Below are 26,646 nucleotides of genomic sequence, written 5' to 3'. Positions count from 1 at the left end.
GCAGGCTCCGCCCGCGGCCCCGCCGCTGCCGTCGGCCCGGCCTCCCGAGAGCCGCGCAACTGCGCGGACGGGAGGCCGGCCCGCGCCTCGGACGCCCGTCCCTGGACCACGCCGGCAGTCCTCAGCGCGAACCCGTCGCCACCAGCCGTGCGGTGACGGGCTCCAGCTCCCGGACCAGCTCGGTGAGCTCGTCGGCGGACAGGGCCTGGTACGGCGGTGCGGCGAGCTCGTCGGTGAGGGCCTCGATCCGCTGCTTGGTCTGGCGGCCGGCGTCGGTGAACCAGCCGTCGGCGTCGACCAGCCCCCGCTCGCGGAGCCCGTGCAGCACCGCGGCCAGGTGCTCCTGCGGCAGGTGGTGCAGCCGGCCGAAGGTCTGCGGCGGGTGGATGCCCTGCTCGAGGGCGGACAGCACGTGCGCCTCGGCTCCGCCGATGCCCGCGCCGAGGAGGGCGGCGACGTGCCCGTCGCCGCGGTGCTCCCGCAGCATGGTCGCGGAGTGCCACAGCCGGGTGAGCGGGACCTCGGGGACCGGCAGGGTCCGCCAGCCGGCGAAGAGCACCCGGCCCTGGGTGGGGGCGCTGGTGGCGGCCGTCGTGAGCAGGTCCGCCGCCCGCGCCAGCCCGGCGGACGCTGCCACCTCCTCGCCGAGGATCCGGCGCAGCGAGGCTGTGCTGCCCCGTCGCCACGCGGCGAAGGACTCCTCCGGCGGGACGGTCTCCCACGCGCCCGGGAGGTGGCGGGCCGCCTCCCCCGGAGCGAAGCTGTAGAAGGCGGCGTGCACGACCTCCGCGGGCACGCGGCCCAGCGGGGCGGCCCGGCTGGCGAAGTAGCCGTCCCAGTAGGTGCGGTGACCCAGCCGGGCCAGCTCCTCACCGGACTCGTCGGCCTGGTAGGTGACCAGGCAGATCGGCTCCAGCAGCTCGTGCATGCGGCGTGCGGTTCTCGTGGTGGACATGGTTCCTCCGACTCCGGCGGCGCGTCGATCTCATCGTGGCCTCCGGACGCCGACCGCGGGCCGCTCCCCCTTCAGGCGCCGTCCCGGCGGGTGAAGGTCAGGTGGGTGACGCCGCTGGGGGACGAGACGGCCTCGATCTCGTAGGCGTCCTCCAGCGCCTCCAGGCCGTCCCAGACCCGGACGCCGCGCCCGAGCACGACGGGCACCTGGACGAGGTGCATGTGGTCGACCAGCCCGGCGCTGAGGAAGTCGCGCACCACCGTGGGTCCGCCGCCGATCCGGACGTCGGCCCCGGCGGCGGCCTCACGTGCGGTGGCCAGCGCCTCGGCCGGGGAGACGTCGAGGAAGTGGAAGGTGGTGCCGCCCTCCTTCTCCAGCGGCGGACGGGGCCGGTGGGTGAGCACGAAGGTCGGGGTGTGGAACGGCGGGTTCGGTCCCCACCAGCCCTCCCACGCCGGGTCGTCCTGCCACCCCGGCGGACCGAACTTGTTGGCGCCCATGATCTCGGCGCCGAACCCGGTGCCGTGGCGCTCGGCGAAGGCGTCGTCGAGGCCCACCGAACCGGAGGGGGCGGCGCCGTCTCCGGTCCCCATGTGCTGCGCCCACGTCCGGGTGCGGAACATCCACTCGTGCAGCCGCTGGCCGGCGTGGCCGAACGGTGCCTCGAGCGACTGCGGCTCACCCGTCGCGAAGCCGTCGAGGGAGATGGACAGGTTGTGGATCCGGGTGCGTGACATCGGTGCTCCTCCGTCGGACCGGCTGGTCACCGGCGTCGACGATGAGACCCCGTCCGACCCGGGTTCTCATCGGGGCGGCGTCCGGAGCCCGCGTCCCGGTGTCCTCCCCACCACGACCGGTCGGTGACGGTCGAGGGCCTGCGGTGGACGACCCTCAGACGAGGAAGCGGGTGATCTGCGCGTCGGCCGGCAGGTGCGTGGCGCGGACGGGGCTGCGCGCCATCCTGCCCAGCAGGGCGTCGATGTCGCCCGGCTGGCCCAGCTCGATGCCGACCAGCGCCGGACCGACCTCCCGGTTGCTGCGCTTGGCGTACTCGAACAGCGTGATGTCGTCGTCGGGTCCCAGCACCTCGTCCAGGAAGCGCCGCAGCGACCCGGCCTCCTGGGGGAAGTCGACCATGAAGTAGTGCTTGCGGCCCTCGTGCACCAGCGAGCGCTCCACCACCTCGGCGTAGCGGCTGAGGTCGTTGTTGCCGCCGGAGAGCAGGCACACCACGGTCGACCCGGGCGCCAGCCCCAGCTGGGCGCCGCGCAGCGCCGCTCCGGCCAGCGCGCCGGCCGGCTCGGCGACGATGCCCTCCTCCTGGTACAGGTCGATCATCTCGGTGCAGATGGCCCCCTCCTCCACGGTCAGCACCCGGTCCGCGCGGCCGGCCACCAGCGCGTACGGCAGCTCCCCGACGCGGGCCACCGACGCCCCGTCCACGAAGGTGTCCACCGACGGCAGGGTGACCGGTCCCCCGTGCACCAGGGCCGCGGTGAGGCTGGCCGCGCCGGCGGGCTCGGCGCCGACCACGGACACCGACGGGTGCCGCTCGGCGAACCAGGCGACCAGGCCGGCGAGCAGACCGGCACCCCCGACCGGCACCACCACGGCCTCGGGGGCACGGCCCAGCTGCTGCACCAGCTCGATGGCCAGCGTGCCCTGCCCGGCCACGATGTCGGGGTGGTCGAAGGGAGGCACCAGCACCGCGCCGGTCCGGTCGGCGTCGGCCAGGGCGGCCGCGGCGGCCTCGTCGTAGTAGTCGCCCTCGATCACCACCTGGACCGCCGTCCCGCCGATCGCCGCCACCCGCTGCCGCTTCTGCCGCGGCGTGGTCCGGGGCAGGTAGATCCGGGCGGTGACGCCGAGGACGTGGCAGGCGTGGGCCACCCCCTGGGCGTGGTTGCCGGCCGAGGCGCAGACCACGCCCCGCGCCACCTCCTCCGGGGACAGCCGGGAGATCAGGTTGTAGGCACCGCGGGCCTTGTAGGAGCGGGCGTGCTGGAGGTCCTCGCGCTTGAACCAGACGTCCAGCCCGGTCAGCCGCGAGAGCCGGTCGCTGCGCTGGAGCGGGGTGGCGGCGACCGCGTCGACCAGACGCGCCGCGGCCTCCTCGACGTCGCGGGCGTCCACGGTGCGCGGGGTGCTGGCCATCCCCCGATCCTGCCCCGTCGGGGCCCGGTCGCCGGCACCGTCTCGGTGGCGCCGGCAGCATCGCCTCCCCGCGACCGGCCCTGAGGACCCGTCGCCGGAATAGGGTCGGCGCAGGAAGGGGTTGAGCGGCACATGGCAGAACAGCAGGCTCGGCTCCGGGGCATCCGGATCAGCTACGAGACCTTCGGCGAGCCCGGCGGCGTCCCGCTGCTGCTGGTGTTCGGGCTCGGTGGGCAGATGATCTGGTGGCCCGACGAGTTCTGCGCCGCACTGGCCGAGCGCGGGTTCCACGTGGTCCGCTTCGACAACCGCGACTCCGGACGCTCCGAGCCCATGTCCGGCACCGCCCGCCCGGTGCGCAGCCTGCTGCGGGTCAGCCGGCCGCCCTACACGCTGGAGGACCTGGCCGACGACGCGGTCGCCCTGCTCGACCACCTGGGTCTCGCCTCGGCCCACGTGGTCGGCATCTCGATGGGCGGGATGATCGCGCAGGTCGTGGCCATCCGGCACCCGGAGCGGGTCCGGTCGCTGACCTCGATCATGTCGACCACCGGACGCCCCACGGTCGGCTTCCCGACCCGGTGGGCGGTGCTGCGCAGCCTCGGACGTCCCACCCCCGTCGATCCCCAGGGCTACACCGCGGCCACCCTGGCCCGGCTGCACCAGCTCAAGGCGAGGGCCTTCCCCTTCGACGAGGAGTACGCGGTCCGGCTGCTGGAGCGGACGCTGGCCCGCGGGCTGTCCGCCGAGGGCAGCGCCCGCCAGCTCGCCGCCGTCCTCGCCGCCCCGGACCGGACCCGGGCGCTGCGTCGGGTGGACGTCCCGGCCCTGGTGGTGCACGGCACCACCGACCCGCTGGTGCACGTCTCCGGCGGCCGGGCCACCGCCCGGGCGCTGCCCCGGGCCGAGCTGCTCCTGGTCCGGGGCATGGGACACGACCTGCCGCTCGGCGCCTGGCCGGCCATCCTCGGCGGCATCGTCCGGACCGCCGTCCGGGCCGGGGAGACGACCGTCGACACTGCGCCCTACGTGCCGCCGACCGAGCGGTCGGCGAGCGGGGTGACGGCGGGGCGGACCCCGCACGGGGACACGGACGAGGACAGGACCCGACGATGACGCGGACCGTGGCGGTGACCGGATCCACCGGTGCCCTGGGCGGGATGGTGGTGGACCTGCTCGGAGGGGCGGGAGTGGTGCCGCGGTTGCTGGTCCGCGACCCCAGCCGGGCACCCGACGTGCCGGGGGCGGAGGTGCGCGTCTGCGAGTACGGCGACGCCACGGCCTCGCGGGCCGCGCTGGAGGGCGTCGACGTGCTGCTGATGGTCTCCGGTTCCGAGAGCGCGGACCGGCTGCAGCAGCACCGCACGTTCCTCGACGCGGCCGCCGCGGTCGGGGTCGGGCACGTGGTCTACACCTCCTTCCAGGGCGCCGCCCCGAACTGCACCTTCACCCTGGGCCGGGACCACCACGCCACCGAGGAGCACCTCCGTGCCTCCGGGATGGCCTGGACGTTCCTGCGCGACAGCTTCTACGCCGACTTCCTGGCCGACCTGCCCGACCAGGAGGGCGTCATCCGCGGTCCGGCCGGCGACGGCTCGGTGGCCGCGGTGGCCCGCGCCGACGTGGCCGAGGTCGCGGCGGTGGTGCTGCAGGACCCCGACGCCCACCGCGGACTGACCCACGACCTGACCGGGCCGGGGTCGCTGACCCTGGACGAGGTGGCCGGGATCATCTCCGAGCACCGGGGCACGCCGGTCCGGTACCACGCCGAGACCGTCGAGGAGGCCTACGCCTCCCGGTTGCGCTGGCCCGCGCCGCAGTGGCAGTACGACGCCTGGGTGAGCACCTACACCGCGATCGCGCGCGGGGAGGTGGCTGCGGTCAGCGACGCCGTCGAGCGCATCACCGGCCGACCTGCCACCAGCCTGGCCGAGCTGCTGGGTCAGCGCTGACACCCACGGGTGCGGCCAGCGTCGACGGGGCCAGCGACCCGTCACCGCCGAGCCGCTGACCTGTGAGGGTCCGGTCGCGTGACCTGCTCGGCTGCTGCCGGTCGTCGAACCGACCCTCAGGGGCCCACTGGTACGGCACGAGGAGCCTGCTCTGGCGGCCCACCGCTGCCGTCCGCAGCCGCGGCCGGGCCGGCCGGGGCGGTGATCAAGCAGCTTCGACCGTCCTCACCATGACGCAGTTCCTCAACCCCTTGGGCCGGTCGTAGGTGAAGCCGAGCCGCTCGTAGAGGCGACGGGTGCCGTTGTAGAGGAAGGACGAGGACATCTTCTTGGTCTGGTCGGTCAGGTCGTGGGGATAGCTCTCGACCCGCCCGCCCCCGGCCCGCGCGATCTGGTCGAGCGCGCCGGTGATGGCCAGCTCCGTGACCCCCTGGCGCCGGTGCCGCTTGTCGACGAAGACGCAGGTGATGCGGTAGTCGGGCAGGACGTCGGCCTCGGCGAGGTACTGCTTGCCGTGGTGCAGGTTCGGCAGCTCCTCGGGGGTGCCGTACTCCGCCCAGGCGATCGCCTCGTCCCCGGCCAGCACCAGCGCCGCACGGGCCCTGCCGATCTCGACCAGACGCTTCTTCAGGGCCCGGTTGGCCTCGTAGCCGTCACCAGAATGGGCCGCGCGCGCCTCGGCCCGCTCGGGGCTGTCGGGGTGGAAGTAGGTGCACCAGCAGCCGCCGAAGATCCCGTTGTGCCGCTGCACCAGCGCGTCGAAGGCCGGCCAGGTCTCGGCGCTGAGGGGTGCGGTGCGGTAGGAGGTCTCGCTCGCCATGCCGCTCACCGTACGGCGGTCACGGGCCGGTGTGACCCCCGGCACGGCAGCCGGCCGGTCGTGGCGGCGATCAGACCTTCTTCACCGCGGACGTGTCGACGCACACGATGCCCGTGTTGCCGTCCTGGTCGGCGATCACGGTGAGCCCGGGGGCACCGCTGTCGTCGGCGACGGTGCCGCCCGCGTCGAGCGCGGCGGCGATCCGCTGCCCGGCCACCTCGGGTGCGACGTAGACCTCGACGTGGAAGCGCTGACGGGGACCCTCGTGCTCGTCGGCGTCCCCGAACCACAGGTTCGGGACGCGTCCGAGGGGGTCGCGGACCTCGTCGCTGGGCGACCCGTGGCCCTGGGCCTCCGGTCGCCCGGTGAGCAGGGCGGCCCAGACCGGGGCGATGGCCGCGGAGCGGGACGTGTCCAGTCCGAGCTCGAGGACGCTGACCGAGGCCGGGTCCGCCTCGAGCCCCTGGTCGGCGGCGATCCCGGTGATCTGTCGGGCGAGGTCGACGTCCTGCTAGGTCACCCACTCGACGACGTGCTCGGTGCCCTCGGCGTCGCGGTAGACGGCGTCTTCGCTGACGAGCTCGAGGTCGACGTGGCCGGGGCCGATCGACACGCGCGGGTGGTGATCGATCGCGTCCCCCGCCTGGCCCACGGCCGCCAGGAACCGCACCGCGGTGCCGAAGCCGTCGACCCGGTAGCGGGCGTGCAGTCCCTGAGCCAGCTTGCGCCAGTCGATCAGGTCGGCCTCGGCGATCTGTCCACCACCCAGCATGTCCATGACGCGACCGTACGCCCCTCCCGGGTCTGCGCGCCGTCCGCGCACGGGGACCTCGGACCGTCGCCTCGGCGCCGGCGTGCGAACCGGCCAGGCTGCTGGTCAGGACGCCCGACGAGGGCCGTCGCGGTCGACGTCCCGGAGGCCGACGCGTGGTCCGGTCAGGGTCGGACCACGAGGTCGGCGCGGGAGCGGGAGGCCTGCACCAGCCGGGCGTTGACCTGGTCGGTCCCCCGCGCCCACGTCTCGGCCTCGGCCGCGCTCCGGCCGTGCCGGCGGTGCCGGGCCACCAACCGGTCCAGACGGGTGCCCTCGTCGGGCTCCAGGAACCAGCACTCGTCGAGGAGGGCGGCGACGCTCCCCCAGCGCCCCTCGGTGGACAGCAGGTAGTTGCCCTCGGTGACCACCAGCGGGAGACCCCGCCGGACCGGGAGCGCCGACCCGATGGGTTCCTCCAGGTCGCGTTCGAAACGCGGAGCGTGCACCACCTCGTCCTCGTCGGCGCGCAGCCGGCGGAGCAGGTGCAGGTAGCCCTCGGCGTCGAAGGTGTCCCAGGCGCCCTTGCGGCCCTCCCGACCCCACGCCACCAGCGTCGCCTGGGCCAGGTGGAACCCGTCCATCGGAACCAGCACCGCGGTCTCGGGCCCGAGCGCGTCGACCAGCTCGGCGGCCAGGGTCGACTTCCCGGCCCCCGGTGCGCCGGTGATCCCCAGCAGCCGCCGTCCATCACGTCCGGCCAGGCGTCGGGCGCGCGTGAGCAGGTCGGCGCTCGGCGCGGACACGACCGGGGGACCCGCGGGGTCGAGGGGGACGTCATGGCGTTCGGTCACGCGTTGCTCCTCGATCGGCTCCGGACCGGACCAGCGGCCGGCCCGCACGAGCCTGTCCAGCCGTCGACACGGCGTCAAGCACGCTGGTGCCGCCGCCTGGAACCCACGACCCCGGACGCGCCGTGCGGGGCAGGGACGTGACCCGCTCGACGACGCCTGCCGGGTCGGCTCCGGCGCGGACCGATCAGGTCGGCGGTGCGGCTCCTGCCTCAGGGGTCGAGGCCCCCAGCGCACTACGGACCGAGCAGGAGGGTGCCGAGCCCCATAACCAGGAAGAAGGGGGCGAAACCGGAGAAGAAGGAGAACAACGCCCACCCGATCCGTTCCCGGACGTCGAGGCGTCGGGAGCACAGGGCCCAGAGGGCGCCGGCGAACCCGATCGGCACCGGGAGGAAGATCCAGCCGCGTGGTGCGCCCTGGCCGGTCCAGTCCACCAGCGACAGGAGCGCGACGAATATCGCGAGCGCCATCAGCACGACCGTCCCACGCGGGTAGCGCCTCGGCGCCACACCCTGTCCGCCGCCGGGCACCGAGCCCGCGGACCCCAGCTTCTCGGTCATGGAGTCAGTAGACCAGCACCAGCCGGTGCGGAGGTCCGGCGGCAGACCAGCACCAGCCGGTGCGGAGGTCCGGCGGCGACGCCGACCGGCGATCCTGGGCGGTGACGACCTCGCTGGCGACTCACCCCACGTGGGCCCAGCCAGGCGACCGCGCCCGCGGCCTGCGGCGCCAGGCGACTGCACCGACAAAAGCCCACCTGGCGCGAATCGAGTGCGAATAAAGATTGTCAGCGTGCTGATGAAAATTAGCCGTCGTCACCGGTGACGCTCCCGGACGAGGAGCCCGTAACGTCCCGCAACGAAGGCGATCAGCCCCCTGACACCCCGTCTCCCCCGAAGGACGATGATGCGCCGTACCGACCCCTCTTCCCCCGCTGCTCCTACGGCCCTGAGCCGCCGTCACGCCCTGGCGCTGGCCGCCGCGGCGACCACGGCCTGGTCGCTGCCCGGTGGCGTGTCGGCGGCCCGTGCCGACACCCGGGCCGAGCCGTCCCCCACCGAGATCGCCGACCGGCCGATCCCGCGGTTCACCTACGACCCGGCCTCGGACCCGCTGCGCACCTTCTACGCCGCGCGTGACCAGCGCGCGCAGCGGCGCTGCACGATCGTCACCCTGGGCAACTCGCTGACCGAGGGGACGAGCGCACCCACGCCCTTCGAGGGCTACCCGGGTCAGACGATGCACTCCCTGCGCGACCAGTTCCCGACGCCCGCGGCCGGCGGCCTCGGCTACGTACCGGCCAGGTACGTCATCCCCAACCCGTCCGGGCCGTTGTGGCGCTACCCGGGCACGGTGGTGAAGGGGACCCAGCACGGGATCGGGCGGCGCGTCGTGCCGCTGGCCGGTGCGGGGACCGCCACCCTGGCGGGTCCCGCCTGGTCGCACGTCAAGATCGCCTGGTGGGCCGTCGCCCGCGGCGACTCCATCACGGTGCAGGTGGACGCGGGGGCGGCGGTGACCGTGACCGCGGAGTCGCCAGGGCCGAAGACCTGGTCGAGCGCGACCTACGCCTCGGCTGCGGCGCGGACCATCCGGGTGGCGGCCGTCGCCGGGAAGCCCGAGCTCGAGGGCGCCTGGCTCTTCGACGGCGACGTGGACCGTGGGATCCACGTGCTGAACGGAGGACACCACGGCTCGATCGCCGGCTCCTTCTCGGTGGCGACCGGGGTCCCGGCGGCCAACAGCGTGTGGTCGGACTCGCTGCTGCGCTACGACCCGGCACTGGTGACGGTGAGCTTCCACACCAACGACCCGGCCCAACGGACCGCGACCCAGTTCCGTGCGGACCTGGCGGCCGTGGTGAACCTGCTGCGGACGAAGACCGCCGCTCCCATCCTGCTGATGGCCGAGTTCGAGCGTCAGACCATGCCCGCTGGACGGCTGTGGGACGACTACACCGCGGCCATCGCCGGGGTCGCCGCGGACAACCGGAGCCGGATGGTCGACTTCCTCGACGTCGGCCAGTACATCCCCAAGCTGTCGGGGACCGGTGGTGCGGACCCCTACGGCTGGCTCGCCACGGACCGTGTCCACCTCACCCGCGCCGGCTACGGCCGGTGGGCGGCGCTGCTGACCGCCAAGCTGGCGGCCACCGCGCGCTGACCCCTCGGGCTGCCCGGACGCGAGCCCACCAAAGGGCTCACGTCGGGGGACGCGGGCGGGCGACGGGGAACCGGGTCCCGTCGGCGGTGGTTGACTGACCGGGCGACGCGGTCGCGGCTGGTCATCGGTTCTCCTGAGCCGACGCACGGGCTCCCCGCTGACACGCGTCAGCTGCCGGTCCTCCGGGCCGCCAGCGCGGATCCTGTCGCCCACGACGAGACGGAGAACCATGCAGATCACCCGCAGCTCGACCGACACCACCCGAGGCCCGACGAGCTGGTTCACCGGTGAGGTCTACCTCGACGCCGTCGCCGCTGCTCCGCCACCGTCGCGCGTCTCGGCGAACCTCGTGCACTTCATGCCCGGCGCCCGCACCCACTGGCACCGCCACCCGCTGAGCCAGACGGTGTTCGTCACCGAGGGCGTCGGGCTCTGCCAGCGCCGCGGCGGCCCTGTCGAGGCCATCCGCCCGGGTGACCGCGTCCTCTTCGAGGCCGACGAGGAGCACTGGCACGGTGCCGCACCCAACCGGCTCATGGTCCACCTCGCCATCAACGAGGGTGACGACGAGCACGACGTCGTCGAGTGGCTGGAGCCGGTCACCGACGACGAGTACGGCTCCGCGCGCGACCTCTGACGGCGTCATCGCGCCCGAGCGGGCCGCGCACCGCCCGATCGCCGCAGCCGAGATCGGGGAGCGGCGTCGAGCAGTTCGACCGGTCCGAAGCCGACGGGCGGCGGATCTTGACGCCCTGTGGCGCGACAGCCAGGCCAGGGCCCGCGCCCTGCGCGAAGCCGAGGCCCGGACGTCCGCTACTGACCGGCGAGATCCGCCACTGGCCGGGATCCCCCGCGGTGTCCGGTCGAGCTCGTGCTGTCGGGCCAGGCGTCGACAGGGTCAGGGGTCGTCTCAGCGGCCGGCTGGTGCACGGCCGGCGTCGCGCCTGGTCGCCACAGAGAGGGTGATCGTGCCGGCCGGTGCCCGGCGGCTCGGTGTGGCGCCCAGCACCTCGCCCTCCGGACGTCGGCTCCGCACCGGGCGGGTGACCACGGTGAAGCCGGCGTCGTCGAGGCGGGCGCGGGCCTCCTCCACGCCCAGCCCGAGGACCTGCGGCACGACCCGGCCGGCGGGCTGCTCCTGCGGGGCCGGGGTGCGAGGGAGCGCGGTCGGAGGACGTCCCGCGAGGACCTCGGTCATCGCCGGACGCCAGATCCGGGCCCCCGCGTCGGCGCTGCCGTCGCCGCTGAGCACCCGGCCGCCGGAGAGCCGGAGCCCGGTGAGGGAGCGTCGACGGTCGTCCCAGTGGTCGTCGGCCTTGTCCACCGCGATCGAGGCGCACCCGGCCACCTCGGGGGAGAAGCCGCAGAACCAGGCGGCCTGGCTGTCGTCGGTGGCGCCGGTCTTGCCAGCGACCGGGTGGGGCAGGGCGGGCCGGGCCACCCGCCCCGTCCATGACGTCGGAGAGCAGGCCGGTCACCGCGCCCGAGACGCCCCGGTCGACCACCCGGTCGCAGTCCTCAGCGCCCACGCCGAGGTCGTCGCCGTCGCGGGAGGTGATGCGCTGCACGACCACCGGCTCGCAGTGCACGCCCTCGGCGGCGAAGGTCGAGTAGGCCTCCGTCATCGACAGCGGGGTGATGTCGACCGAGCCCAGCGGCAGCGAGAAGACCGAGGACCGGCTGCTCAGTTCCTCCCCCGAGGCAAGCTCCACCCCGAGGCGCTCAGTCATCGAGGTCACGTGGCACATCCCGGTGTCGCGGCCCAGCTGCAGGAAGTAGGTGTTCACCGACCAGGCCATGGCGTAGCTCATCGTCATGTCCGGGCCGGAGCGGGTGGAGTTCTTCGGCCGGTAGCCCTGGGGCACGGTCTGCCGGCCCTCGCAGGAGTCGAAGCGCTGACCCGAGAAGTCCATCCGGCTCGGCGAGTCGTAGCGCTGCTGGACCGAGATGCCCTCCTCGAGCGCCGCCGCCGCGGTGAACGCCTTGAACGTCGATCCGGCCTGGAACCCCTCTGCCCCGCCCAGGCTGGTCCGCACGGCGTAGTTGTAGAACGTCTGGCCGGGCCCGTCGCCCATCTCGGGCCGGGACTGGGCCATGGCCAGCACCTGGCCCGTGCCCGGCTCGACCATCGTCATGGTGGCGATCACCGGGTCGCGGGGGTCGACCAGGTCCGAGATCGCCTCCTCCGCCGCCTTCTGGGTCGCCGGCTCGATCCGGGTCCTGATGGTCAGCCCGCCCTGCTCCAGCAGCGCCTCACGCTCGGCCTCGGTCCTGCCCAGCGCCTCGTCGGTGAGCAGCGTCCGGCGGACGTAGTCGCACAGGAAGGGGAACTGCGTGTCGACGCACCCGTTCGCCGCGGTCCGCACCCGCGTGGGATCCCAGTCCTCGGCCCGGGCGGCGGCCGCGGCCTGCGTGCTCACCAGACCGAGCCCGGCCATCCGGTTGATGACCACGTCGCGACGCTCCACCGCCGCCTCGGGTTGGCGTCGAGGGTCGGTGGCGGTGGGGTTCTGCACCAGCCCGGCCAGCATCGCTGCCTGCGCCAGGTCGAGGTCGGCGGCGGAGGTGCCGAAGAACTGCCGAGCGGCCTGCTCCACGCCGTAGGCCCCGTCGCCGAAGTAGGCGATGTTGAGGTACCGCTCGAGGATCTCGTCCTTGCTGAGCCGCTCCTCGACCGCGAGGGCGTAGCGCAGCTCCTGCAGCTTCCGGCGGTAGGTCTTCTCCTGCGCGGCCTCCACCGAGGCGTCGTCGCCGCTGGCCCGGGCCTTCTCGACCTGCACCATCTTGACGTACTGCTGGGTGAGCGACGAGCCGCCCTGGGTCGATCCTCCGGCGCTGTTGCGCAGCAGGGCCCGCAACGTGCCGGTCAGGTCGAGGGCCCCGTGCTCGTAGAAGCGGTGGTCCTCGATCGCCACCTGCGCCTGCCGCATCACCGGGGCGATGTCCTCCAGCGGTACGTACACCCGGTTCTGCTCGTAGAAGGTGGCGAGGACGCTGCCGTCGGACATCAGCACCCTGGACCGCTCCGGCTGCGGCGGGGTCTCCAGGTCCGTCGGGAGCAGCTCGACCGCCCCCGCGGCCGATCGGCTGCCGGCGCCGGCCATGACGACCCAGGGCACCACCAGCCCGCCGGCGAGCAGACCCATCAGCACCGCGACCACCACGAACATCGTGGTGGCGTGGGTCAGCTCGGCAGCGCGTCGACCTCGGGATGTCATGCACCCCACGATGGGGGCGACGTCCCGGCGCACACCAAGCCGAACCGGCCCTCATCCATGCCGAGATCGCATGCATCGTCCGTACCGCGGAGCTCGACCAGTGCCGGCGAGGCACGTGTCACGGTGGCTGCGTCAGTCCACGTGCCCGATGGCGCTCACGGTGCGTGGCGCGTCGCTCGCCCGACGAGCCGCGCGGCCCCCGGCGTTTCCGCCCGGTGAGGGCGGCGGTGTGCCGCTAGCGTCGGTGCCTTCGTGTCCCCACCCTGATCGGGAGGTACCAGAGGTGGTTGCCGCCATCGTCGCCTTCTGCGTCGGCGTGCTCTTCTGCCTGCTGCTGACCCGACCGGCCATCGTGGTGCTGAAGAGGCTGGGCTGGTCGCAGTTCGTCCGGGCCGACGGCCCCCAGACCCACCTGGTCAAGAAGGGCACCCCCACCAAGGGCGGGCTCGTCTTCGGGGCGGGGACCGTGGTGGCCTACGCGGTGGCGCACGCCGTCACCGGCGAGGCGGTCACGACCTCGGCGGTGCTGGTCCTGCTCGCGATGGTCGGCATGGGGGCGGTGGGGTTCGTCGACGACTACCTCAAGACCCACCACCAGAACTCCGCCGGTCTCCCCGAGCGGGCCAAGATCGTCGGGCAGCTGCTGGTCATCGCCCTGCTGGTCCCGGTGGCGCTCTGGGGTGCGGACCGAGCCGGTCGCTCGCTGGTGTCGTCCTCCATCACCTTCGTCGGCGACGTGGAGCTCCTCGACCTCGCCCGCTGGGGCCCGGTCGTCGCCGTGGTGCTCGCCCTGGCCTGGTACGGCTTCCTCTCCATCGGCACCACGAACGGGGTGAACATCGTCGACGGCGCGGACGGCCTGCTCGCCGGCTGCGCCATCTCCAGCCTGTCTGCCTACGCGCTGATGCTGGTCTTCCAGGCGCAGAACTCCTGCTCGGGCGCGGGCGGTGCGGGCTGCTTCGACACCGTCCACCCCCAGGACCTGGCAGTGGTCACCTGCGCCCTGCTGGGCAACCTCGTCGGGTTCCTCTGGTGGTCCTGCTACCCCGCGAGGATCTTCATGGGCGACACGGGATCCCTGGGCATCGGTGGCTTCCTCGTCGCCCTCGCGGTCCTGTCCCGCACCGAGCTGCTGCTGCCCGTCATCGGCGTGATCTACGTGATGGTCACCAGCTCGGTGCTGATCCAGCGCTACTACTTCCGCTTCACCGGCGGCAAGCGGTTCTTCAAGATGGCGCCGCTGCACCACCACTTCGAGCTGAGCGGCTGGTCCGAGTCCACGGTGACGATCCGCTTCTGGCTGATCTCCGCCTTCGGCGCCATCACGGCGATCATGATCTTCTACTCCACCTGGCTCGCGCGCACGGGTTCGGCCGGTCCCTAGCCCGTCCGGCTCCGTCCGGCTGCGCACGGTCGCCGACGCCGTAGCCACCGCCACGTGGTTGGATCGTCCGGGTGGACGTCGCCGGCTCGCAGGGACCGCAGCGGCCCGACGCCGTCAGCCGGCCGCTGACCGCACTGGCCCTGGCCTGCGCCGGGTTGCTGGTGCTGGCGCTGGGCCTCGGGGCACGGCTGCCGGCGGAGTCCCCGGTCACCCGGTTCCCCTCCTTCGAGGTCACCCCACCCCCCGGTCCCACCGCCGCCCCGCCACCACAGCCCTCCCTGCCGCCGGTGCCCCCGCGCCAACCCGGGCCGCTCGGCGAGGGTCTGGGTGCCCTGACCGGGGCTCTCGTCCCCGTCCTGGTCGCGCTCGTGCTGGCCGTCCTGGCGGTGGCGGTGGTGCTCGCGGTCCGCGCGGTGCGTCGCCAGGGGCTGCCCGCCGGGGTGGACGAGGGCCTGCCCACCGTGGTCGACGTCGACGAGGTGCGGGCGCTGCTGGAGCAGAGTGTGATCCAGATCGAGGTCGACGGTGACGTCAACCGGGCCGTGGTCGGCTGCTGGCAGGGCCTGGAGCTGCTGGCCGCCGACGCCGGCGTGGCCCGGGAGCCGAGCCAGACCGCCCGCGAGTACACGGTGGCCGTCCTGGCCGGGGCGGCCCTCCCGGTGGGCCCGCTGGAGCGCTTGGCCGACCTGTACGAAGAGGCCCTCTTCTCCGGCGCCCGGCTCCCCGAGGCCGCACGTGCCGAGGCCCTGGACGCCCTCGCCGGGCTCCGCACGGGGACCGGCCCCGAGGCGGCGCGGTGAGCCCGCAGAGACCCTCGGGTCCGGTGCCGTGGCGACGGCTCGCCAGGACCTGCGTGGTCGCGGCGGCGGCGGCGGTCGTGGTCGGCCTGCTGCTGGAGCTGATCGGCTTCGGCCTGCGGCTGCCGTTCCTGATCCTGCTGGTGGTCGCGGCGGTGGTGGCGCGCTGGTTCCTCGGCACCGTGCTCGACCCGGCCCCCACCGACGTCACCCCGGTACCCGAGCCCGGGGTCGTCGCGCCGGTGAACCGCAACCTCGACCGCCGGGTCCGGGTGCTGGAGACCCGGTTGTGGGGGGTGCAGCCCGCGCACGGCATGAACCGCACCGAGGTGGCCCGCACCATCGCCGACCTGACCGAGCGCCGCCGCCAGGTCTCCGGGCACGAGGGCCCGCTGCCAACGGTCCTGGCGGAGTACCTGTCCACCGAACCACCCCCCGCGCTGTCCCGACGACGGATGCGCACGATCCTGCAGGAGCTGAACCGACTGTGAGCACCGACGCCGTGCCGACCCCTCCCCCGACGACCGACCTGGCCACCCCGGCCTCGGTCACCGAGGCCTCCGCGCTGTGCGCCGCGGTGCTGGACCAGGTCGAGCGGGCGGTGGTGGGCAAGCGCGGGGCCCTGGAGCTCGTGCTCACCGGCGTGGTCGCCGGCGGGCACGTGCTGATCGAGGACTTCCCCGGGCTGGGCAAGACGCTGGCGGCACGCAGCTTCGCCCAGGCCCTCGGCCTCGGGTTCCGCCGCGCCCAGTTCACCCCCGACCTGCTCCCCTCCGACCTCACCGGCAGCTACGTCTACGACCAGCGGCGCTCGGAGTTCGACTTCCGCGCCGGCCCGCTGTTCACCGGGCTGCTGCTGGCCGACGAGATCAACCGCACCCCGCCGAAGACCCAGGCCGCGCTGCTGGAGGCGATGCAGGAGGGGCAGGTGACCGTCGAGGGCGTCACCCACCGGCTGCCGCACCCCTTCCACGTGCTGGCCACCGCCAACCCGATCGAGACCGAGGGCACCTACCCGCTGCCGGAGGCCCAGCTGGACCGCTTCCTGATGCGGCTGCAGTTCGGCTACCCCGGCCCCGAGGAGGAGTGGGAGGTGCTGTCCCGTCGCATCACCCGGCGACGCGAGGAGCAGTCGGTGGACCCGGTGCTGGACCCGGAGCGGCTCCGCTCGGTGCAGCAGGCCGCCGAGGACGTCTTCTTCCACCCCGAGGTCGGTCGCTACGCGATCGCGGTGACCAGCGAGACCCGGCGCGACAGCTCGCTGCTGGTGGGCGCCTCGCCACGCGGCTCGCTCGCGCTGCTGACCTGCGCGCGGGCCCACGCGCTGATCCGCGGCCGCGGGTACGTCACCCCCGAGGACGTCAAGGCGCTCGCCGTGGCGACCCTGGCCCACCGGGTCACCGTGCGACCGGAGCTGTGGATGAGCAACGTGACCGGGGAGCGGGTCGTGCGCAGCGTGCTGGACCGGGTGCCGGTGCCGTCCGAGTACCACCCGGGAGCCTGAGGTGGTGCTGCGGCCCAGCCACGCCCTGGTGCGCGCGGCGCTGCTGCTGGCGGTGGCCGGCCTGCTGACCCTGCTCACCCACCAGGTGGCGCTGCTGGTGCTGGTGGCCCCCTTCGCGGCCTGGTGCGCGCTCGGCGTGCTGCGACGTCCCCCGCGCACGGTGCCGGAGCCGTCCTCGGCCCTCAGCGCCCGGCGGCTCGTGGTCGGGTCCGTGGCCGAGCACGTCGTCGAGGCACCGGGGTGGGTGCTCGACGTCGAGGTCCCGCGCCCGCTGCGCTGCGAGCTGGAGCCGCCGCTGGGAGCGGTGGTCGCGGCGGACCGGACGGTGGTGCGGGTGCAGCCTCAGCGCTGGGGCCGGCACACTGTGACCCCGGCGCCGGCGCGGCTGACCGATGACTGGGGCCTGTGGCGGGGCAGCTGGCGCCCCGTCGCGCAGGCGTTCACGGTGGCCCCGGCCCGTGACGCGCCCGGCGGCTCGGAGGCGGTCCCGCACCCGGTCGGGCTGGTCGGCATCCACCCCAGCCGGGTCCGGGGTGAGGGCAGCGCGCTGGCCGAGGTGCGCGCGTTCCGGACCGGGGACCGGCTCCGGCGGATCAACTGGCGGGTCACCTCCCGGACCGGGGAGCTGCACACCAACGCCACCACCGCCGAGCGCGACACCGAGCTGCTGGTGGTCACCGACACGCTGTCCGACGTGGCCGGGGACGGGGCCGGCGCGTCCAGCCTGGACCTGACCGTGCTCGCCGCCGCCGCCGTGTCCGGTCACTACCTGGGTCTGGGTGACCGGGTGGGGCTGCACGACCTGGGACGGGTGATCGGCTCGGTCCCGCCCGGCGCCGGAGCCCGGCAGCGGACCCGGATCACCGAGCAGCTGGCCTCGGCCACCGTGGAGCGGATCGACCGCAGCGTGGTGCGTCGGGTGCACCGGGTCCGACCGGGCTCGCTGGTGGTGGTCTGCTCCCCGCTGCTGGACGCCGACGTGCTGCTGGAGGTTCTCCGGCTGGTGCACCGCGGGGCCGCGGTGCTGGCCGTCGACACCCTCCCGCCGGAGCTGGGACGTCTGGACGACACGCCCCGGGGCGGTGCGGCCTCGGCGCTGGACGCCCTGGCCGAGCGGTTCCGCCCGGGCCGGTTCTGGGAGGAGGCGTGGGCACTGCGGCGGCTGGAGCGCGACGTCGAGCTGTCCCGGCTGGCCGAGCTGGGGGTGCCGGTGGTGCCGTGGCGGGGGCTGGAGGGGCTGGGGCTGGTGGTCGGTGCGCTGGCGGCGAACCGGACCGCACCGCGGCTGTCGCGCAGCCTCGGCGGCGGGGGTCGCTAGATGGGCACGCTGGTGGAGTGGCTGGTGGGGGTGCTGGGACGCGCGCGCGTGCTGCCGGCGTCGCGGTGGTGGTTGCGGCTGGTGATGCTGGTCGCCGCGCTGGTCGCGATGGCGGTGCCGTGGGCCCAGGGCGCGCCCGCGGCCGTCGGCGTCTTCGCGCTGCTCCTGCTGGTGGTCGGGCTGCTCGCCCCGCAGGGGCACCTGCCGGCGCTGTGGGCGGTGATGGTGGTGGCCTGGGGCGCGGTCGTCGCGCCGGCGGTCGGGGCGCTGGGCCTGGTGCCGGTGGCGCTCGGGCTGGTGGGCTGGCACTGGGCCGCCTCCGCGCTGTCGGTGGGACGTCCGCACGCCCGCGTCCAGGCCGGGGTGTGGCGCCGCTCGCTGGTGCCGACGGTGGTGGCGCTGGTCGCGGTCGGGGTGGGTCTGGTGCTGGCGCTGCTGCTCGGCGGCCTGGTCCTGCCGCCGGCCCTGGGGGTCACCGCGGTCCTGGTGCTGGCGCTGGTCGGGGTGGTCGGGCTGGTCCTGTGGCCCGTCCACCGCCCGCCGGGCTCGAGCCAGGGCCCGGGCCGCTGACCTGGTGGCACCGGACGAGCTCACCCGTGGCCGTCCTCCAGCCCGTGCTCGGCCGGCTCGGCGACGGTCACGACCGCGACCGCCGCGCCGGGGTCGCTCAGGCGGCCGAACCCTGCCCCAGGACGGCGTCCCCCGGCTCTGCGGTCGCCTCGTCGAAGCCAGCCACCCGCACGTGGGCGTCCGGGTGCTCGGGGTGGCGACGCCGGACGCAGCGCAGCCGGCCGGATCGGTGGTCGCAGCGGTCGTCGCCGGTCGGGGCCAGGTCGACACCGGCGCCCAGGGTGGCGAGGACGGGGTTGGTGGCGGCCGGCTGGCCGGGGAGGAGTCGGAGGTGGTTCATCGGGTGTCTCCCTCGTGGTTCGGGTGGCGGGTGCGGTGAGACCGTCCAGCGGGCGGTCCACCGTCGGTGACCCGGTCCAGGACCGGCCGCCGCGGTGCCGGTGGTGGCTGGCACGGTCCCCAGTCCACCGGTCCCGCGCCCGTCCTGGGAGACCCTGGTCTACCTGGTACTGACAGGGCCTCCCAGCAGCCGCGGCGGGTGCCTACCGTGGGTGGCATGGGCACCACCGACCTGCGCACCGAGATCCGTGACTTCCTCAGCACCCGCCGGGCCCGGATCACCCCCGAGCAGGCGGGCCTCCCGGCCTACGGCGGGAACCGTCGCGTCAAGGGCCTGCGGCGCGAGGAGGTGGCGATGCTGGCCGGGGTGTCGGTCGACTACTACGTCCGGATGGAGCGGGGCAGCCTGGCCGGGGCCTCGGAGAGCGTGCTGGACGCCCTGGCCGAGGCGTTGCGCCTGGACGAGGCTGAGCGCAGCCACCTCTACGCGCTGGCCCGCAAGTGCGGCGCCCGCGGCCCCCGGCGGCGGCAGCCGACCTCGGGAGCCATCCGCCCCGGGATCCAGCAGATGCTCGACGCCATCACCGACGCCCCCGCATGGGTCCGCAACGGCCGCCACGACCTGGTGGCCATGAACTCCCTGGGTCGCGCGCTGTACGCCCCGGTGCTCACCGACGACCGGCGTCCGCCCAACACCTGCCGCTTCGTCTACCTCGACCCGGCCGCCCCCGACTTCTTCGTCGACTACGAGCGGGTGGCCAACGACGCCGCCGCCATGCTGCGGCTGGAGGCCGGCCGCAACCCCCACGACCCGGACCTGATCGCCCTGGTGGGTGAGCTGTCCACCCGCTCGGAGCTGTTCCGCACCCGCTGGGCCTCCCACGACGTGCAGCTCTTCCGCAGCGGGCACAAGCGGCTGCGCCACCCGGTGGTCGGTCAGCTCGACCTCGACTTCGAGTCGATGGAGATCGCCTCGGCCCCCGGGTTGCACCTCAACGTCTACACCGCACCCGCCGGGAGCCCGACCGCCGACGGCCTGAGGCTGCTCGCCTCGTGGGCGGCCAGCCAGCAGCAGGTCGACAGCGCGTCGGACGCCGTCGCGGGCACCGGCGCCTGATCCCGGGCCGGGGTCCCTCCGGTTGACCGCTCCGGGAGCACCGGCGCAGGCCCGCTGCGCCACGTCGCCGTCGGCTTCCGGTTGACCCCGACGCGACGTCATGGTCTTGCCTGGAGGGGTGACCACCTCCCGTCCGGACGGACCTCTCACCAGCGCGCAGTCGTCGACGGCTCGATCACCCCTCTCCGGGTACGTGCTGGCCCTGGGACACCGCCCCCAGCCCTGGCGGGCTCTCGTCGCCGCCGGAGGCGGGATCGTGATCCTCCTGCTGCTGGTCGCGACGGCGGTCCCGGTGGGGATCGCGGTGGACCGGGTGATCGGTGTGACCCCGTTCGACCCGGCGAACCCGTCGTTGACCACGGGTGTCTGGGCCGTGGGGAACCTGTTCATCGCCCTCCTGGTCCCAGTCAGCACGGTGCTGCACGCGATCATCGACGGAGCCGCGCCCGGGACGCTGTCCTCGGTGGCAGGACGCTTCCGGTGGGTGGTGCTGGCACGAGCGGCCGTCGTGGTGGTGCCCGTGTGGATCGTCTTCACGGTGCTCGTGCAGCCGGCTCTCGGCACGGGTTCCCCGAGGTGGACCGGACTGAACCTCGTCCTCTGCGTCGTGGCTGTCATCACCATCCCGCTGCAGTCGGCGGGCGAGGAGTACCTCTTCCGGGGACTGCTGCTCCGGGCAGTCGGAGCCCTCTTCGCCCGTCCCGTCGTGGCGTTCGTCGTCGCGACTCTCACCACCGCCCTGGGGTTCGGTCTGGTCCACGGTGCCTCCGATCCGTGGGCGGTGGCGTACTACATCGTGATGGGGATCAGCTTCGCGGTCCTCGCCGAGCGCACCGGCGGTCTCGAGATCCCCGTCCTGGTCCACGCGGCGAACAACACGTTGCTCCTGGTGCCGGTCATCATGGCCGGGCAGCTGTCGACGGTGTCGACACCGACGGGGCCCGTCGTGCTGGTCCCGGTGGTCGTCATGGCTGTGACGACCTTCGTGCTGTGGCGGAGCACGCCGTGGCTGACGAGGTCCACCGGGAGTGCGGTGCTCACGCCCGCGGGGTGACGCTGCCCACCTCGGCGCCGTAGCGCAGCGACCAGCTCGGTGAGAGCGTGATCGCCCCGTCCGGGCGGTTGATCTGGTTGCCCAGCCGGTAGGTGGTGGTCCAGCTGCCCGGGGTGACGGTGTGGATGCTGAGCCCGTTGTACTGGGTCCACGACGACCCCTGCGTGAAGCCGTAGGCGGCGCGGAAGCCGGGCCCGCCCTGCCCGGCCAGCCGGACGGCGTCCCAGTTGTTCGCGCTGCCGCTGGTCATGGGGGCGTTGACGAACTCGGTGGCCACCGGGGTGGAGGAGACGTCGTCGACGTCCAGCTGGACGTGGCTGACCATCGCGCAGTGGATGTCGCCGGCCAGCACCAGCGGGTTGAACGCGCGGGGGTCCTGCTGCTTCCTGGCCAGCAGCGCCTGGGTGATCCGTGCCCGGGTGGCGGCGTGCTCGCGCCACGGGCTGCCGAACCCGGCGAAGCTGGTCATCGGGGTCTGGGTGCCGATGGCGGTGAAGCGGGCGGTGCTGGTCGTGAGGAAGTCCAGCAGCGCCGTCTCCTGCTCCTCCCCCAGCATCGTGGTGGTCCCCAGGTGCTGGCGGATGTCGGTGAGGAAGAGGTCCAGCGAGTCACCCCAGCGGACCCGGCGGTGCAGCTCCAGCCACAGCCGGCCCGCCGCGTCGGGCTCGGGACGGCCGCGCAGCGGCAGGTTCTCCCAGTAGGCCCGCAGGGCGGCGTTCCAGCGCGGCGGGCGGGCGGGCAGGGTGCCGCCGCGGACGTCGTTGAAGAACTCGTGGTCGTCGGGGACGGCGTAGACGGGGAAGCGGCGGTGCACCTCGCGGAGGCTCTCGCGGCTCTTGTACTGCCCGTAGCGGGTGCGGTAGCCGGCGATGTCGTCCACCGCGGTCGGCGGCACGTGGGCCGCGCGGCCGAACTCGTAGATGTAGTCGCCGAGGAAGACCACGAAGTCGACGTCGTGGCTCTGCACGAGATCGCTCATCCCGTTGAAGTGGAGCTCCTCCGCACCCCCGGCGAGGTTCTGGCAGTTGATCACCGCGAAGCGGACCGGGGTGGACGTGCCGGGAGCGGGCAGCGTGCGGGTCTCCCCCACCGGGCTGAGGTGGCCCTCCACGCTGAACTGGTAGACGTAACGGGTCCTGGGCCGGAGCCCCTCCACCAGCGCGTGCACCGAGAACCCGTCACCCTTGACCGCGGTGCAGGAGACGGTGGCGACGCAGGTCCGCTCGTCGGCCAGGCGGTCCACCGAGGTGGCGACCCGCAGGTCGACGGTCACCTCCTCGGTCGAGCCCATCCCGAACGAGGTCGTCCGGTCCATCGGTGCCGGGGCCAGCCGGGTCCACAGCACCACCGAGGTGTCGTCGGCGTCCCCGGAGGCCACCCCGAGGGTGAACGGGTCGGCCGGGACGGCGGCGCGGGCCACCGCGGCGGGCGCGAGGGTGGCGGCCGCGAGCCCCACGCCGGCGGTGGTCAGGAAGCGGCGGCGGCCGAGCGCGGGCTCGGAGGCAGGTGCGGGCATGTCGTCCTCGACGGTCGGCGGGCGGGAGCCCGGCCAGCCTGCTCCTCCCAGCGGTCCCGCGGGCGACGCCCGGACGAACACCCGGTGCCGCGCCGGCGACACCCTGCAGCACCCTCGGCGGGCGCCGGGGGCGGGCGGCTCAGACCGTCTGCCGGACCCCGGCCTCGACGGTGGGCAGGTCGGCGGAGGCCAGCAGCGCCAGCTTGTCGGCGTGGGTGGAGCCGGCGTCGGCGTGGTAGACGACCAGCATCTGGCCGTCGGCGCCGCCGATGGCCATCCGCTCGCGGTTCAGGGTCAGCTCTCCCACCTGGGGGTGGTGGAGGCGGATCGGCGTGCCGGTCTGCGCACGGACCTCGTGCCGGCCCCAGAGCTGGCGGAACTTGGCGCTCGCCAGCGACAGCTCACCGGTCAGCTCGATGAAGCGGGGGTCGTCGACGTCGTTGCCCACGGCCTGGCGCAGGTTCGCCACGAAGCACTCCGTGACCGCCTCCCACTGCGGGAGCAGGGCCTGCTCCGCCGGGTCCATGAACATGTCCTTGAGCTGGTTCCCACCCACCGCCAGACGGGGCGAGATGGCCCGGGCGGGGCTGTTGGAGGCGAGGATGTCGAAGTAGCGGCCCTCGATGAAGGCGGGCTGGACCAGGCCCTCCAGCAGCTTCAGCGCCCCTGCCGGCGGGACCTCCTTGCGGGGGCGGCGACGGCGCTGGCGCGGCACCTCGGCCACCAGCGTCCGCAGGTAGGTCAGGTGCTCGTCGTCCAGGTGCAGCACCCGGGCGATGGACTCCAGCACCTGCAGCGACGGGTGGCGGTCGCGCCCCCGCTCCAGCCGCAGGTAGTAGTCGGCGCTGATGCCGGCCAGCATGGCGACCTCCTCCCGGCGCAGCCCCGGCACCCGCCGCACCCCGATGTCGGGGATCCCCGCCTGCTCGGGCGTCACCAGCGCTCGGCGGGCCCGGAGGTAGGCGCCGAGAGAGTTCGATCGGTCAGTCACGTGCCCAGCGTAGGAGGCGACGGGCGGCGGAGAGGGGGTCCTGCCACACCCCAGGCTGCGGAGGGCTCTGGTCCGGGCCACGGGCCGCTCCTAACGTCGAGCACGAACGACCCCACCGGGTCCACGTACCGAGAGGAAGAGCATGACCGTCACACTGATCACCGGCGCCAACAAGGGGATCGGCTTCGAGACCGCACGCCAGCTGCGGGAGCTGGGCCACGACGTCTGGATCGGCGCCCGTGACCTCGGCCGCGGCGAGCAGGCCGCGGCGGAGATCGGCGCCCGCGCCGTGCAGCTGGACGTGACCGACGACGAGTCCGTGCGCGCCGCGCTGGCCACCATCGAGGAGGCCGACGGGCGGCTGGACGTCCTCGTCCACAACGCAGGGATCCTGCTGACCGGCGCCCCCGACGGCCCTTCCGCGCTGCGGTCCTTCGACACCAACGCGGTCGGGGTCGTGCGCGTCACCGAGGCGGCGCTGCCGCTGCTGCGCCGCTCGGAGACCCCGAACGTGGTCGTCGTCTCCAGCAGCGCGGGGTCGTTCTGGGCGGTGAACGAGCCCTCCCGACCGGAGTCCCAGCTGTCCGGCATCGCCATGTACTCGGCGTCGAAGGCGGCAGCCACCATGCTGACCGTCCACTACGCCAAGGCCCACCCCGACATCCGCTTCAACGCCCTCGAGCCCGGCTTCACCTCCACCGACATGACCTCGGCCATGGGCGGCGGGAGGCCGGTGCAGGACAGCGCGCGGACCGTCGTCCGACTGGCCACCCTCGGTGCGGACGGACCGACCGGGACGTTCAGCGACGAGGACGGTGAGCTGCGCTGGTGAACGCGCAGGGAGGCCGGGAGCCCGCTGACCCGCGACACCGCACGACGTCGCGGTCACCGGCGGGGCGGCAGCCGATCGTCGGGAATGGTGCTGGGCGCCGGTGCGTTCCCGGGACGTCAGCGGCACGAGCGACCAGCGCTCACGCACCGGGTGGCGTGTCGTGGTGCACCGGGCGCCCGGTCGCCGGAGGAGTCGTCCCGTGAGCGGGACGGAGAGGATCGGCGATGCGCATCTCGTTGCTGGACCGCTCCAGGACGCGCAGCGGCGAGACCGATGCGGAGGCCGTGCTCACGACGGTCCAGCGTGCGGTGCGGGCGGAGGAGCTCGGCTTCGGTCGGTTCTGGACCGCTGAGCACCACGCGGTGCCGGGGATCGCCAGCGCCGCCCCGACGGTGCTGCTGTCGGCGATCGGGGCCCGCACGCGGGACATCCGTCTCGGCACCGGCGGGATCATGGTCCCCAACCACCGCCCGGTCGTGATCGCCGAGCAGGCTCTGCTCCTGGAGTCGCTGTACCCCGGCAGGATCGACCTCGGGCTCGGCGGGTCCCTCGGGTTCACCGCGCCGGTCCGGCGAGCGCTGGGTCGCACGATCCTGCGCGAGGGTGAGTACGTTGACGAGATCGACCAGGTGCGGTCGTACCTGGAGGGGCGCGCCGAGATCACGGTCAGGCCACGCGTCGAACCACCACCGGTGTTCCTGCTCGCCATCCAGGGCGGTCTGACCCTCGCCGCCGAGCGGGGCCTGCCCGCGGTGATCGGGGGTCCGCTCCTGCAGGACCCGGCAGCGATCGACGCCTACGTCGAGAACTTCCGGCCGAGCCCGACCACGCCCGCCCCCTACCTGGTGGTGAGCCTCGACGTCGTCGTGGCCGAGACCACCGAACGTGCTCGAGAGCTCCTGCTGCCCGAGGCCTGGGCCTACCTGGACTCCCGCGACGTCGGGGAGTTCCGCCCGCTCCAGCCCGTCGAGGAGGTGCGTCGTCTGCTCCGCGACACCGCGAGCACGAAGAAGCGCACGGCGGTGGACTCCTGGGTCGCGACCGCGGTCGCGGGCACGCCGGATGAGGTCGCGACGTCGTTGGCGCACCTGCTCGAGCGGACCGGCGCCTCGGAGGTCCTCGCGAGCGTCAGCACCTACGACCGCTCCGACGTCCGCGTCACCGACGAGTTCCTCGCCTCGCTCCTGGGCTGACCCAGCGCGCCGGCGCGGGGACGTGACCCCGGGACGGGCGGACGACAGCACCGAGCGACCCGCCTTGGACTGCGTGCTGTCGCCGAGGTCCGAGAGGTCGCTGCCGCCACAACCCCTGCCCGACGAGGGACCGGCGACGACGTCCGACCGTTGTCGGTCCGGTCAGCACGTGTCGCGGCCGACGCGGTCACAGGGTCGACGGCAGACCCGAGAGCCCACGTGCGGGCTCATGCGGAGCGATCGAACCAGTCGAGTGCGAGGTCGGCGACCGCGGCGGGGGCGTCGTCGGTGATGAAGTGGGCTGCGTCGTCGACGTAGGCGAGCTCGATGCGGTCGGCGTACCGCTCGGGGTCGCGGCAGATGCGTGCCAGCACCTGCTCGCTCCAGGGGTGGTCCCGGCGGCCGTACACGACGAGGGTCGGCACCGTGAGCCGCTGGCGGCGGTACACCCCGCGCATCATGCGCACGGCTTCGGGCAGGACCATGCCGCGGGTGAGCGGACGCACCGCGTGGTCGATGTCGGGGCGGCGCAGCGGGGCGAGGTAGGTCTCGACCGTCTCCTCCGACATCGGCTGGGCGACGTAGGCGTCGGAGAAGACCCCGCGCAGCGAGGCGCCCCGGCGGTGCCAGATGAAGGGGGGAAGGTGCCGGAAACCGGGGACGATCCTCGGGCTGAAGGCGAAGAACGCGGGGGGCACCGCGAGCTGCACCGCGGTCCGGACCCGCTCCGGGTGGTCGTAGCTCAGCTGGATGGCGGTGATGGTGCCCATGTCGTGCGAGACGACGTGGGCGCGCTCGATGCGGAGGGCCTCGAAGAGGGCGAGCAGGTCACGGAGCCGGGTCTCGCGTCCGACCCGCGGATCGTCGGCCACGGTCCAGCCGGCCCCGCGCAGGTCGAGGCAGAGGACGCGGTAGCCGCGTGCGGCGATGACCGGAGCCACGGCGTGCCACTGCCACCAGTTCTCAGGGAATCCGTGCAGCATCACGACCGGTTCCCCCTCCCCGATGGCGGCGACGTGCGTCCGCAGGCCGGGCGTCTCGACGACGCTGTGGTCGAAGCCGGGTGCCTCTGGCAGAGGCGGGGACCAGGTCGAGGTGGGCGTGAACATGGCGACCCCCTTGGTGCGACCGAGATACTATGTTCATAGTAAGTCCGTCCGGAGG

General features: G+C 73.9%; 27 protein-coding genes and 1 pseudogene. 14 read left to right on the top strand and 14 right to left on the bottom strand.

All coding sequences use genetic code 11. The features are described from left to right. Positions 1 to 121: 121 nt before the first annotated feature. The 3 genes from BLT52_RS14815 to ilvA all read right to left on the bottom strand — a co-directional run bounded on the left by BLT52_RS14815 (position 122) and on the right by ilvA (position 3,109). Positions 122 to 955, bottom strand: coding sequence for an SCO6745 family protein (locus BLT52_RS14815; protein ID WP_197679061.1), 834 nt, complete (start codon positions 953 to 955; stop codon positions 122 to 124). Between the two features lie 71 nt (positions 956 to 1,026). Beyond that, entirely contained in the window at positions 1,027 to 1,692 is a 666-nt protein-coding gene (locus BLT52_RS14810; RefSeq protein ID WP_090594639.1) for a dihydrofolate reductase family protein, read from the bottom strand. 154 nt (positions 1,693 to 1,846) lie between these two features. Further along, on the bottom strand, positions 1,847 to 3,109 hold the full coding sequence (gene ilvA, locus BLT52_RS14805; RefSeq protein ID WP_090594637.1) for a threonine ammonia-lyase IlvA: 1,263 nt from the start codon (positions 3,107 to 3,109) through the stop codon (positions 1,847 to 1,849). 132 nt (positions 3,110 to 3,241) lie between these two features. Here ilvA and BLT52_RS14800 point away from each other — a divergent pair, with 132 nt between their 5' ends. Both BLT52_RS14800 and BLT52_RS14795 read left to right on the top strand, forming a co-directional pair. Next, positions 3,242 to 4,225 carry an alpha/beta fold hydrolase gene (locus BLT52_RS14800; protein ID WP_090594636.1) on the top strand — a complete coding sequence of 328 codons (984 nt, stop codon included), beginning with the start codon at positions 3,242 to 3,244 and terminating at the stop codon, positions 4,223 to 4,225. Beyond that, the gene (locus BLT52_RS14795) at positions 4,222 to 5,061 is read left to right on the top strand and encodes an SDR family oxidoreductase (RefSeq protein WP_090594634.1); all 840 of its coding nucleotides are present in this window, start codon (positions 4,222 to 4,224) and stop codon (positions 5,059 to 5,061) included. The genes BLT52_RS14800 and BLT52_RS14795 overlap by 4 nt, the downstream gene beginning before the upstream one ends. Positions 5,062 to 5,266: 205 nt before the next feature. Here BLT52_RS14795 and BLT52_RS14790 read toward each other — a convergent pair whose 3' ends face one another. The 5 genes from BLT52_RS14790 to BLT52_RS14775 form a co-directional block, all read right to left on the bottom strand. Continuing rightward, entirely contained in the window at positions 5,267 to 5,881 is a 615-nt protein-coding gene (locus BLT52_RS14790) for an N-acetyltransferase (protein WP_090594633.1), read from the bottom strand. 70 nt (positions 5,882 to 5,951) lie between these two features. Beyond that, complete coding sequence (locus tag BLT52_RS21500) at positions 5,952 to 6,299, bottom strand: VOC family protein (RefSeq protein WP_269457614.1); 348 nt, start codon at positions 6,297 to 6,299, stop codon at positions 5,952 to 5,954. A gap of 93 nt (positions 6,300 to 6,392) precedes the next feature. Beyond that, the gene (locus BLT52_RS21495; RefSeq protein ID WP_231946333.1) at positions 6,393 to 6,659 is read right to left on the bottom strand and encodes a 4a-hydroxytetrahydrobiopterin dehydratase; all 267 of its coding nucleotides are present in this window, start codon (positions 6,657 to 6,659) and stop codon (positions 6,393 to 6,395) included. A gap of 158 nt (positions 6,660 to 6,817) precedes the next feature. After that, positions 6,818 to 7,486 (bottom strand): nucleoside/nucleotide kinase family protein, encoded by a 669-nt coding sequence (locus BLT52_RS14780; protein WP_231946332.1) that lies wholly within the window; start codon positions 7,484 to 7,486, stop codon positions 6,818 to 6,820. Between the two features lie 233 nt (positions 7,487 to 7,719). Continuing rightward, the gene (locus tag BLT52_RS14775; RefSeq protein WP_090594631.1) at positions 7,720 to 8,046 is read right to left on the bottom strand and encodes a hypothetical protein; all 327 of its coding nucleotides are present in this window, start codon (positions 8,044 to 8,046) and stop codon (positions 7,720 to 7,722) included. Between the two features lie 346 nt (positions 8,047 to 8,392). Between BLT52_RS14775 and BLT52_RS14770 the strand changes: the two genes are divergently transcribed. Both BLT52_RS14770 and BLT52_RS14765 read left to right on the top strand, forming a co-directional pair. Beyond that, positions 8,393 to 9,649: an SGNH/GDSL hydrolase family protein gene (locus tag BLT52_RS14770; RefSeq protein WP_157677154.1), complete on the top strand. Its 1,257-nt coding sequence runs from the start codon at positions 8,393 to 8,395 to the stop codon at positions 9,647 to 9,649. A gap of 229 nt (positions 9,650 to 9,878) precedes the next feature. Then, positions 9,879 to 10,286: a (R)-mandelonitrile lyase gene (locus BLT52_RS14765; protein WP_090594628.1), complete on the top strand. Its 408-nt coding sequence runs from the start codon at positions 9,879 to 9,881 to the stop codon at positions 10,284 to 10,286. 273 nt (positions 10,287 to 10,559) lie between these two features. Here BLT52_RS14765 and BLT52_RS21850 read toward each other — a convergent pair whose 3' ends face one another. Beyond that, positions 10,560 to 10,847: a PASTA domain-containing protein gene (locus BLT52_RS21850; RefSeq protein ID WP_407922630.1), complete on the bottom strand. Its 288-nt coding sequence runs from the start codon at positions 10,845 to 10,847 to the stop codon at positions 10,560 to 10,562. 364 nt (positions 10,848 to 11,211) lie between these two features. Further along, positions 11,212 to 12,657: pseudogene (locus BLT52_RS21845) on the bottom strand (transglycosylase domain-containing protein); the annotation flags it as partial. Between the two features lie 493 nt (positions 12,658 to 13,150). Here BLT52_RS21845 and mraY point away from each other — a divergent pair. From mraY to BLT52_RS20905, 6 genes are all read left to right on the top strand, one after another. Continuing rightward, positions 13,151 to 14,251 carry a phospho-N-acetylmuramoyl-pentapeptide-transferase gene (mraY, locus tag BLT52_RS14745; protein WP_157677152.1) on the top strand — a complete coding sequence of 367 codons (1,101 nt, stop codon included), beginning with the start codon at positions 13,151 to 13,153 and terminating at the stop codon, positions 14,249 to 14,251. Between the two features lie 71 nt (positions 14,252 to 14,322). Continuing rightward, positions 14,323 to 15,051 carry a DUF4129 domain-containing protein gene (locus tag BLT52_RS14740; protein ID WP_090594622.1) on the top strand — a complete coding sequence of 243 codons (729 nt, stop codon included), beginning with the start codon at positions 14,323 to 14,325 and terminating at the stop codon, positions 15,049 to 15,051. Next, positions 15,048 to 15,539: a hypothetical protein gene (locus tag BLT52_RS14735; protein WP_157677151.1), complete on the top strand. Its 492-nt coding sequence runs from the start codon at positions 15,048 to 15,050 to the stop codon at positions 15,537 to 15,539. Before BLT52_RS14740 ends, BLT52_RS14735 begins: the two co-directional genes overlap by 4 nt. Beyond that, positions 15,536 to 16,552 (top strand): AAA family ATPase, encoded by a 1,017-nt coding sequence (locus tag BLT52_RS14730; protein WP_231946331.1) that lies wholly within the window; start codon positions 15,536 to 15,538, stop codon positions 16,550 to 16,552. Before BLT52_RS14735 ends, BLT52_RS14730 begins: the two co-directional genes overlap by 4 nt. Positions 16,553 to 16,556: 4 nt before the next feature. Then, on the top strand, positions 16,557 to 17,870 hold the full coding sequence (locus BLT52_RS14725) for a DUF58 domain-containing protein (RefSeq protein WP_172804051.1): 1,314 nt from the start codon (positions 16,557 to 16,559) through the stop codon (positions 17,868 to 17,870). Next, positions 17,871 to 18,440: a hypothetical protein gene (locus tag BLT52_RS20905; RefSeq protein ID WP_157677150.1), complete on the top strand. Its 570-nt coding sequence runs from the start codon at positions 17,871 to 17,873 to the stop codon at positions 18,438 to 18,440. It begins immediately after the preceding gene. 97 nt (positions 18,441 to 18,537) lie between these two features. Here BLT52_RS20905 and BLT52_RS14715 read toward each other — a convergent pair whose 3' ends face one another. Beyond that, entirely contained in the window at positions 18,538 to 18,780 is a 243-nt protein-coding gene (locus BLT52_RS14715; RefSeq protein ID WP_090594617.1) for a hypothetical protein, read from the bottom strand. A 216-nt stretch (positions 18,781 to 18,996) separates the two neighbouring features. On the opposite strand from BLT52_RS14715, the gene BLT52_RS14710 reads away from it, so the two are divergent. Beyond that, on the top strand, positions 18,997 to 19,896 hold the full coding sequence (locus BLT52_RS14710) for a helix-turn-helix transcriptional regulator (protein WP_090594616.1): 900 nt from the start codon (positions 18,997 to 18,999) through the stop codon (positions 19,894 to 19,896). Between the two features lie 118 nt (positions 19,897 to 20,014). Continuing rightward, positions 20,015 to 20,950: a CPBP family intramembrane glutamic endopeptidase gene (locus BLT52_RS14705; protein WP_157677149.1), complete on the top strand. Its 936-nt coding sequence runs from the start codon at positions 20,015 to 20,017 to the stop codon at positions 20,948 to 20,950. Here the strand turns inward: BLT52_RS14705 and BLT52_RS14700 are convergent. Continuing rightward, on the bottom strand, positions 20,934 to 22,466 hold the full coding sequence (locus BLT52_RS14700) for an alkaline phosphatase D family protein (RefSeq protein WP_090594613.1): 1,533 nt from the start codon (positions 22,464 to 22,466) through the stop codon (positions 20,934 to 20,936). The genes BLT52_RS14705 and BLT52_RS14700 overlap by 17 nt on opposite strands. A gap of 139 nt (positions 22,467 to 22,605) precedes the next feature. Next, complete coding sequence (locus BLT52_RS14695) at positions 22,606 to 23,457, bottom strand: helix-turn-helix domain-containing protein (protein ID WP_090594611.1); 852 nt, start codon at positions 23,455 to 23,457, stop codon at positions 22,606 to 22,608. A 142-nt stretch (positions 23,458 to 23,599) separates the two neighbouring features. Here BLT52_RS14695 and BLT52_RS14690 point away from each other — a divergent pair, with 142 nt between their 5' ends. Together BLT52_RS14690 and BLT52_RS14685 are read left to right on the top strand one after the other, a co-directional pair. Continuing rightward, on the top strand, positions 23,600 to 24,289 hold the full coding sequence (locus BLT52_RS14690) for an SDR family NAD(P)-dependent oxidoreductase (RefSeq protein ID WP_090594610.1): 690 nt from the start codon (positions 23,600 to 23,602) through the stop codon (positions 24,287 to 24,289). A gap of 224 nt (positions 24,290 to 24,513) precedes the next feature. Next, entirely contained in the window at positions 24,514 to 25,482 is a 969-nt protein-coding gene (locus BLT52_RS14685) for an MsnO8 family LLM class oxidoreductase (protein WP_090594607.1), read from the top strand. A gap of 227 nt (positions 25,483 to 25,709) precedes the next feature. Here the strand turns inward: BLT52_RS14685 and BLT52_RS14680 are convergent, their stop codons facing one another. After that, positions 25,710 to 26,591, bottom strand: coding sequence for an alpha/beta fold hydrolase (locus BLT52_RS14680; RefSeq protein ID WP_090594606.1), 882 nt, complete (start codon positions 26,589 to 26,591; stop codon positions 25,710 to 25,712). Positions 26,592 to 26,646 lie beyond the last annotated feature (55 nt).

It is taken from the genome of Auraticoccus monumenti (assembly GCF_900101785.1).
Taxonomy (GTDB): domain Bacteria; phylum Actinomycetota; class Actinomycetes; order Propionibacteriales; family Propionibacteriaceae; genus Auraticoccus; species Auraticoccus monumenti.
Note: the sequence above shows the minus strand (reverse complement) of the source record. Positions and strands in the feature narration are given on the sequence as shown.